We start from the raw sequence: 6,813 nt of genomic DNA on the forward strand, positions 1-6,813 counted from the left end.
TCCAGATTTGGGTTGACGGAAATTCTAACGGCGTTCAATTTTACGGGCAACACTCAAATATCAAGAGGACACGCCCATGCTGATGGATGCTGCTGGCTATCGCGAGTCGCTGCGCGCCTATCATCCTCGGGTTTTCGTCAACGGCCAGCGTGTCGAGAGCGTGGCTGACGAGCCCTTGCTGGCACCGGGCGTCAATGCGGTCGGAATCACCTACGGTCTCGCCCATCAGGAGGCCCATCTCCCGGTGATGACGGCGCGGCAGACAAGCTCCGGCAAGACCGTCAACCGTATGCTGCACATCAACGAGAGCTCCGGCGACCTGCTCGCGAAGCTCGAGGCGGTTCGGCTGGTCTGCAAGATCTCGGGCTGCGCCCAGCGCTATCTCAGCCATGATGCGCTGAATGCGCTCTGGCAGGCGACAGCGCTCACCGATGCCCGTCACGGCAGCGATTATGCGCAACGCTTCCGCGCCTATCTGCACGAGGTTCAGGACAAGGACCTGACGCTTGGCGTCGCCATGACCGACGCCAAGGGTGACCGTTCGAAGCGACCGGGCGCACAGGCGAACCCGGATTCCTATGTTCACATCAAGGAGCGGCGGAAGGACGGCATCGTCATTCGCGGCACCAAGGCCATCGTCACCGGCGCGCCCTATATGCACGAATTCCTGGTGATGCCCTGCCGCACCCATGTGCCGGGCGACGAGCATTTCGCAGTCTGCTGCGCCGTGCCCTGCGATGCCGCCGGCGTCACCATCGTAGCGCGACCTGCCGGACGCCCCGGCGATCCAGCTGCAAAATTCTCGGCGCAATACGGCCAGTCGACCGGCGTCGTGATGTTCGACGATGTCTTCGTGCCGTGGGACCGCGTGTTCCTGGCCGGCGAGACCGAGGAAGGTGGTTTCCTGACCACGAGCTATGCGACGCATCACCGCCATTCCTGCATCGGCGCCCGAGCCGGGTTCGGAGATCTCCTGATCGGCGCCGGCGCACTGATGATCGATGCCAACGGGCTCGATACCGAGCGTCATGGCCATGTCCGCGAGCAGATGGTCGAGCTGATCAAGATCACCGAAGGTTTTTTTGCCTGCGGTGTCGCGGCCTCCGTCTACTGCCAGAGGGATCCGGCAGGCTCGGTAATGCCGGACAGCGTCTTCTCCAATATCGGCAAGCTGCTGTTGGCGACGCAGATCTACGACATGCACCGCATCGCCCACTACGTATCGGGCGGGTTGATCGTGGCGCTGCCGGGCCCGGACGAGGACCATAATCCCGAGACCGCCGCCTCGCTGGCCGCCGTACTCGCTGGCCGCCCCGATATCCCGCACGCCCAGCGCGCCGAGGTCGCGCGCTTCATCGAGGATCTCACCGTCTCGAAGGAGGCCGGCTGGTATTCGGTGATCTCGCTGCATGGCGGCGGCTCGCCGGAAGCGATGAAGCGCGAGATCTGGCGCAACTATCCGGTGGCGGAGAAGGTCGAACTGGTCGAGAGCCTGCTCGGACGGGGCGTCCTCGCCGATGGCAGCCGTGTCTCGAAGCAGCCGGGACGCTGCTGTGTCACCGGTTGCGAGGTGCCGGAACCGCCGGGCGGGGTCCCGCGCGAAGCGGCCGAATAGCGCAACCCGTCAGCCTCGGATCCCCTTCATTCCCCCGTCCCGGGACGGGATACCCAGCAGAGCGCCGGACCTGACCAGAGGACCAACATGACCGTGCACGCCATTGCCTCGACCCATCAGGTGCTGAATCAGGCGCGCCCAGCCACGGGCTGGAACGCCTTCTCCGACGACGCGGTGCTGCAGGGCGTCGTCACGCGCCAGGCTCCCTGGGTGGCAGGCAGAGCGACGGCGCTCGGCGCCCATGCCGGCGCTGAGGCGGTGCAGGATCTCGCGCGTCTGGCCAACAGGTTCACGCCCGAACTCATGACGCATGACCGCTTCGGCAATCGCGTCGACTGGGTCGAATTTCATCCGGCCTGGCACGAATTGATGACGCTCGCCTTCCGGCACGAGGTGCCCTCGCTGGCCTGGACGACGACCGAACCGAACGGCCATGTCGCGCGTGGCGTCCTCTCCTATGTCTGGAACCAGATCGAGCAAGGGGTCGGCTGCCCGACCGGCATGACCTATGCCGCCTGGCCGGGCCTGGCCCAGCCTGAGTTCTCGCTCTGGCGCGAGAAGATCACCTCTGGCCAGTATGACCAGCGCCCGCTCCCGGTCTCCCAGAAGACAGGAGCAAGCATCGGCTACGCGATGACCGAAAAGCAGGGCGGGTCGGACCTCCGGCAGACTCAGACGACCGCGCGCTATCTCGAGGATACGCCGGAGGGGCGGGTCTATCTGATCACCGGACACAAATGGTTCTTCTCGGTCCCGCAATCGGACGGGTTCTTCACGCTCGCGCGCAGCGAGAGCGGCGTCTCCTGCTTCTTCGCCCCCGGCTTCCTGCCGGATGGCAGCCGCAACCGGCTGCAGATCCAGCGGCTCAAGGACAAGGCCGGCAACCGCTCGAACGCCTCGTCGGAGGTCGAATTCCGCGAGTGCCTGGGCTGGCTGGTCGGCGAAGAGGGACATGGCATTCGCGAGATCCTCAGCCATGCCCATCTGACCCGGCTCGATTTCGCCATCGGCTCGGCCGGGCTGATGCGGCAGGCGCTGACGCTCGCGCTCAATCACACGCAATCGCGCAAGGGCTTTGGCTCCTCGCTGGCCGATCAGCCGATGATGACCAATATTCTTGCCGATCTCGCGATCGACTCCGAGGCCTCGACCCTGATGGCCTTCCGAGTCGCCGCCGCAACGGATGCGATGGAGAGCAGCGAGCAGGAGCGGCATGTCGCACGGGTTTCGACACCGCTGGCGAAATTCTGGAACTGTAAGCGCGCTGCCGGCTTTGTCGTCGAGGCACTGGAATGCCATGGCGGCAATGGCTTCATCGAGGAGAACCCGATGGCGCGCCTTTATCGCGAGGCGCCGCTGAACGCGATCTGGGAAGGCACCTCGAACATGATGTGCATGGACGTGCTGCGTTCGTTCAACCGCGATCCACGCACGAAAGAGGCCTTCATGGCCGAGCTCGGTTCCGCTCGCGGCGCCAACCGCGCGCTCGACCGCTGGCTCGACAGGCTCGGCGACGAGGTGGCCAAACCGCGCAATGACGATGGCCATGGCCGCCGGCTCGCCAACCTGATGGCCTATGCGCTGCAGGCCTCGGAGCTGAAGAAGCACGCGGACGAGGCGGTGTTCGAGACCTTCTGCCGCTCCAGGCTGGATGCCGACTGGGGGTATGTCTTCGGCACGCTCGATCCATCGCCGGAACTGACCAGCATCGTGAAGCGCGCGAGCGTGGCGCGGGGCTGAGCCATTCTGGCCTCGGGCGATGCGCCGGACCGGCGGTGAAGAGAGCCTCGGGGACCATGCCCGAACCTGGATGTTCAAGGCTGGCATGGACCCCGGTCCTGCGCTTCTCATCGGCCGGGTGACGCCCGGGTTCCGGGCGCACCAGGCCTGCAATCACGCGCAGCAGGCTGCGGCCATCGGCACCGTCTCGTACTCGTCGTGGCGCTTGACGAAGCTCATGGTCGAGTCCTCGTTGCGGCCCTTGGGGGCGCGGTCGAGGATCATCAATGTCCCGATCAGCTCCTCCGGGCCCCGCGCATAGCTCGAATAGGTATGAAACACCTCGCCGGCTTCGTTGCGGATGAACGAGCTCAGTCCGGGCAGCTCGTCATGCGCATTGCCCACCGGCGTATCGGTGAAATTGTAGCGGACGCTGTCTCCCTTGAGCTGCTCGGGCGTGAATGAGACGTGGTAGTCGAAATTGAAGTCGCTGCCATGGGACGAGACCCAGGGGAAGCGCCAGCCCATGCGGCGCTTATAGGCCTCGATCTTCTGCAGCGGCGCGCGCGAAACTGCCACCAATGTCACGTCGTGATTGTTCAGATGCGCCAGCGTGCCGTCGAGATGATCAGCCAGGAAGGAACAACCGGGGCAACCTGCCTCCCATTCCGGCCCGAACATGAAATGATAGATCATCAGCTGGCTGCGCCCGTCGAACAGCTCCACCAGCCGCCGCTTCCCTGCCGGCGTGTCGAAGGCATAATTCTTCTCGACCCGGACCCAGGGCAAGGCGCTTCGCTCGGCATTCACCGCGTCGCGCAGACGCGTCTCTTCCTTCTCGCGGGCGAGCAGAACCTTGCGCGCGGCAAGCCAGTCCTCGCGTGAAACAACCGGGTGTTGCTGCATGGCCTTCCTCCTTCAGAAACGCCCCCTCTTGACAGAATAGGTTGATATCAACATAAAAACACCATGTCAAAGCCCATCCCGCTTTCCGCCGAGAGCCGGCTGCCCTTCGAGACCACATTGCATGTGCGGGACCATTGCCTGTGCCTGCATGTGCAGCAGGCAGCCAGGGCACTTGCACGACGCTTTGACGAGGCTTTGCGGCCGTTTGACCTGACGAACCAGCAATTCTCGCTGTTGATGTCGCTCAATCGCCCGCAACCACCGAGCCTCGGCCCGGTGGCAAACCTCCTTGCCATGGACCGCACCACCCTGACGGCGGCGCTCAAGCCGCTCGAGCGGCGCGGTCTCGTTTCGGTCGACAGCGATCCGGATGATCGACGCAGCCGGCTGCTGACATTGCAGCCAGCCGGCCATGCATTGCTCCTCCTTGCCGTCCCGACCTGGGAGCGCGTCCACCGCGAGGTCGACGCGCTCTTGCCCGGGACGGATCCTGACCGTTTCCGGCACGATCTCAGGGCACTGTCCCAGCCCTGACTGCTACCGCCTATGGCGGCGGCCGTTTCCCAACCCACACCACCAAAAACAAGCAAGGAACGACCATGCCCCAGATGATCTTCGTCAACCTGCCGGTGAGGGATCTGCAGAAGTCCATGGCCTTCTTCAAGGCGCTCGGCTTCAGCTTCAACCCGCAATTCACCGACGACACCGCCGCCTGCATGGTGATCAGCGACACCATCTTCGCGATGCTGCTGACGCACGAGAAATTCGCAGGCTTTGCACCACAGCCGATTGCCGACGCGACCAAGGTCACCGAGGTCCTGACCTGCCTGTCGCGCGAAAGCCGCGCCGATGTCGACACGATGGTGAATGCTGCGGTCGCCGCCGGCGGCAAAACCTATGCGAAACCGCAGGACCACGGCTTCATGTATGGCCACAGTTTCCAGGATCTCGACGGCCATGTCTGGGAGGTGATGTGGATGGATCCCGCGGCCGTGCAGCAAGGCTGAGCAGGCCGCCTGAAAAAAGGGCAGCGATACTGCCCTTTTCCTCTTGCGGTCGCGAGAGCGGCGCCCTATCTCCTGTGCACCGCAGCAGAGATGCTGTGGCGCCCTCCTTGGGCGTTTCCTCCCTAGACTTCGGGCTGCGCCTTTGGCGTGGCCCTTTTTTCTTGGGCGATGGCCGCCTGGCGCTCCGCCGGCCCAGGGCTTCGGCTTTGGCAGGCTCATCCCCAGATGCATGCGGGGCGGGACGACGCTGAGCCCAGCGCGACACACGTCATGCCGCCAAACTCGCCTGCCTCGAGATGCGCACCGCTCCATGCGCGATCGAAGAGGAGGCGCCGCTATCTCCCCATCACGGCGCCTCCTCCCGCGGGCCGACGCCTCGCCCGGGTATTCCCGGTACGAGTAACGACGCGCGCAGGGAGCATTCACTGCTTCGACCTGCACTCGACGCCAGGCAATCGGTATCGCGTCAGATCACTCACGCGACGCGTCCTGAAAGCGAAACACCGAGCACGATCCGCATAGGGCTGCGAGCCGATCTGTTCGATGACGCAGGCATTAATGCTTCGTCATGCCGCATCGAACCCGGAGCGAGCCGAGGCCGCGCTAACCCGCCAGAAGCTCATCAGGGCCCAGGATCACCGCACCGAAATGGTGGCGCCAAAGCCGGACGCCCAATTCGCCGGAACGATCCAAGGAGGAGCCGACGGTCAACCAACTTAGGAGCGCCGGACTGAGGCCGGCATCAAAGAGGGCAAAGCCGGCGGCGAGAACGCAGGTGTCGGCCTGCAGCCCGCAGACCAGCACACGCTCCACCTGCATGCCCAGGAGATGGTCGATCATCGCAGCCGGTGGCAGATAGCCGTGCTTGACAAAGACGCGATCGGCAGGAACCAGGCTCTCGTCCGACAGGCCGGGTTTCCAGCCCAGTTGGCGCTCGAAAGGCGTCGCCGCCTCATCATGCCTCTCGACGGTCGCGACTGACGGCATACCGGCGGCGACAGCCGCAATACCCTGGATCAGCCATTCCGGTGGCGAGAAGCTGGCTTGCACGTCCACGATCAGCAGGGCCTGGCGCATGCTGCGTTTAAGCGCAGGCAGCCTTCTGCAGCAACTCCAATGCCTGTCATTCGAGCGAGTTCATGCACGCGGCCGGAATGCCCGCGCTAGAAGCTCACCCTGATCTGGGCCTGGCCGCCAAGGCGGTTGGTGGAGCCGGAGAGTTCGCCGTCGAGGCGGGCGCCGAGCGTCACGGCGGGGCTGAGCCTGAGGTCGAGCCCGGCGGCAAGCAGCGCGCTGTTGCGCGCGGGCCTGGCGCCTTCGACCGCAAATCCCGAACCGGTCAGCCCGGCGATCGAGGCGGAGAGGCCGGCATCGCGCTGGTAGTAATGCGCCCAGCTCGCCCGGACATAGCCGGCGACCGGCAGCCCGTTCAGCCCGCTGGCGTAGTCGAGCTGCAGGCCAAGCTCGCTGCGCGAGGTGATGTCGTTGCGCTTCGCCAGAGTGAGCGCACCGGCATTGGCGCCGGCCCAGTTCGCCTCGGTCAGCGCCGGGCTGCGCGCCTGGATC

Annotated in this window: 7 protein-coding genes; 4 read left to right on the forward strand and 3 right to left on the reverse strand. The window is 64.9% G+C overall.

All coding sequences use genetic code 11. From position 1 onward, the window contains the following. The first annotated feature begins 76 nt into the window (after positions 1–76). Both AB4099_RS24375 and AB4099_RS24380 read left to right on the forward strand, forming a co-directional pair. A complete protein-coding gene (locus tag AB4099_RS24375) occupies positions 77–1,615 on the forward strand; it encodes a 4-hydroxyphenylacetate 3-hydroxylase family protein (protein WP_441479927.1) in 1,539 nt (512 codons plus the stop codon). 87 nt (positions 1,616–1,702) lie between these two features. Beyond that, a complete protein-coding gene (locus tag AB4099_RS24380; protein ID WP_441479928.1) occupies positions 1,703–3,355 on the forward strand; it encodes an acyl-CoA dehydrogenase family protein in 1,653 nt (550 codons plus the stop codon). A 153-nt stretch (positions 3,356–3,508) separates the two neighbouring features. Here the strand turns inward: AB4099_RS24380 and AB4099_RS24385 are convergent, their stop codons facing one another. After that, on the reverse strand, positions 3,509–4,240 hold the full coding sequence (locus AB4099_RS24385) for a DUF899 domain-containing protein (protein WP_441479929.1): 732 nt from the start codon (positions 4,238–4,240) through the stop codon (positions 3,509–3,511). A 63-nt stretch (positions 4,241–4,303) separates the two neighbouring features. Between AB4099_RS24385 and AB4099_RS24390 the strand changes: the two genes are divergently transcribed. Further along, positions 4,304–4,774, forward strand: a complete 471-nt coding sequence (locus tag AB4099_RS24390; protein WP_441479930.1) for a MarR family winged helix-turn-helix transcriptional regulator — start codon at positions 4,304–4,306, stop codon at positions 4,772–4,774. 65 nt (positions 4,775–4,839) lie between these two features. Further along, positions 4,840–5,247, forward strand: coding sequence for a VOC family protein (locus tag AB4099_RS24395; RefSeq protein WP_441479931.1), 408 nt, complete (start codon positions 4,840–4,842; stop codon positions 5,245–5,247). Positions 5,248–5,850: 603 nt separating this feature from the next. Here AB4099_RS24395 and AB4099_RS24400 read toward each other — a convergent pair. Both AB4099_RS24400 and AB4099_RS24405 read right to left on the reverse strand, forming a co-directional pair. Then, positions 5,851–6,324: a cysteine hydrolase family protein gene (locus AB4099_RS24400; RefSeq protein ID WP_441479932.1), complete on the reverse strand. Its 474-nt coding sequence runs from the start codon at positions 6,322–6,324 to the stop codon at positions 5,851–5,853. Between the two features lie 86 nt (positions 6,325–6,410). After that, a partial coding sequence (locus tag AB4099_RS24405; protein ID WP_441479933.1) for an autotransporter domain-containing protein occupies positions 6,411–6,813 on the reverse strand: 403 nt, incomplete at its 5' end.

The organism is Allobosea sp. 2KB_26 (assembly GCF_052115715.1).
GTDB lineage: Bacteria > Pseudomonadota > Alphaproteobacteria > Rhizobiales > Beijerinckiaceae > Allobosea.

What these genes read in the sequence shown, in the direction of transcription:
- AB4099_RS24395 (WP_441479931.1), top strand. Translation starts at nt 4,840, where the DNA reads ATGCCCCAGATGATCTTCGTCAACCTGCCGGTGAGGGATCTGCAGAAG.
- AB4099_RS24380 (WP_441479928.1), top strand. Translation starts at nt 1,703, where the DNA reads ATGACCGTGCACGCCATTGCCTCGACCCATCAGGTGCTGAATCAGGCG.
- AB4099_RS24385 (WP_441479929.1), bottom strand. Translation starts at nt 4,240, where the DNA reads ATGCAGCAACACCCGGTTGTTTCACGCGAGGACTGGCTTGCCGCGCGC.
- AB4099_RS24375 (WP_441479927.1), top strand. Translation starts at nt 77, where the DNA reads ATGCTGATGGATGCTGCTGGCTATCGCGAGTCGCTGCGCGCCTATCAT.
- AB4099_RS24400 (WP_441479932.1), bottom strand. Translation starts at nt 6,324, where the DNA reads ATGCGCCAGGCCCTGCTGATCGTGGACGTGCAAGCCAGCTTCTCGCCA.
- AB4099_RS24390 (WP_441479930.1), top strand. Translation starts at nt 4,304, where the DNA reads ATGTCAAAGCCCATCCCGCTTTCCGCCGAGAGCCGGCTGCCCTTCGAG.